The organism is Endozoicomonas sp. SESOKO1, assembly GCF_024606265.1.
Taxonomy (GTDB): domain Bacteria; phylum Pseudomonadota; class Gammaproteobacteria; order Pseudomonadales; family Endozoicomonadaceae; genus Endozoicomonas.
This window is the reverse complement of record NZ_JAHHPP010000090.1, coordinates 1-1077: the sequence shown is the minus strand read 5'-3', so window position 1 is coordinate 1077 and position 1077 is coordinate 1. Positions and strand designations below refer to the sequence as shown.

At 50.5% G+C, this 1077-nt stretch carries 2 protein-coding genes; both read left to right on the top strand.

The annotated features are described in order from the left end of the window. On the top strand, positions 1–405 hold a 405-nt coding region (locus tag KDK13_RS04815; RefSeq protein ID WP_257283806.1), incomplete at its 5' end, for a hypothetical protein. A gap of 18 nt (positions 406–423) precedes the next feature. Beyond that, positions 424–1077 (top strand): hypothetical protein (locus KDK13_RS04810; RefSeq protein WP_257283805.1); only part of this gene is annotated, 654 nt, incomplete at its 3' end.

Genomic DNA, 1077 nt, shown 5'->3' with positions numbered 1-1077 from the left:
GATCTGTTCATTGAAAACCTCGAAGCAGCGCTTGAGCAAGCACCCGTTTCTGATGCGGGCGAGGTCGAGGAAGTTGATGAATTGCTTCCCCAGGATTACCAGTCACCTTTTGATGAGCTGCTTCAGCGAGATGTGATGGCCTGGTTACAAAAGACACTGTCTGAGACAGGCGCAACAAGCGTATCAACATTGTTCCCTTTGGTGGAAAAAGAGCTGGGCAATCTGGCACCCCGGGCGCTCCAGTCCATTGCTATGTTATGTATGCAGCCAGAGAGTCAGGAGGCCTATAAAACCCAATCGCTCTGTCCTGATTTCAGCCAGCGGTACCAATATCGGACTGAGGACAAGTACCTTTTGCACGGTCATGAAATCACTGTGGGCTTGATCAGTAACGACGAAATTTAATACAAGGGCAGTCACTGAATGAATAGCGATATCTTAAAGGCGAACCGCTTACTTTACTTGACGATGTCACGGCTACAGATCCAGCGAAATGGCGGCCGGAACGTCTATAAAAATAATAAGCAGGAACATGACCAGCTACTTCAGGATTACCGGGCCAGTGAATCGTTCAGCGAGCTAGTACATCAGGCCGCTGATGGCATGGACTTGAAAATCCTCGGAGTCAGTGCTGGCGGATTACACCTTACCAACAGTCACCCTCGCTCATTATGGATGCCGTCGTTCAGCGATTATCGCAACCAGATCCAAAAGCGCGATGCTGGAAAATCCCGACTGCTTCTGGTTCACATTGCCATCGGCATGACAGCATTCCCAAACCCTCAGGACCTGAATACCCATCCGGACGATCTGGGGGCGTTGACTGCACAGGACGTTATGGAAACACTGGAGCAACTGGCCAATGCTGACAATCCTTCATCGGACGACGATGATTTACTATCACCGGAAGAAACATCAGCGCTGTCCGACCTTCGCTCTCTGCCTTCTGTGCGCCCGGACTCCAACAAGAATCACAGTTCCTGGCTTGGACTGATTAACCTATCCCTGAATCATCTGGTGGAGTCTCGCTATATGTTCCTGATTCACCCGGATGACGAGAAGCCGGAGTATCGAGTC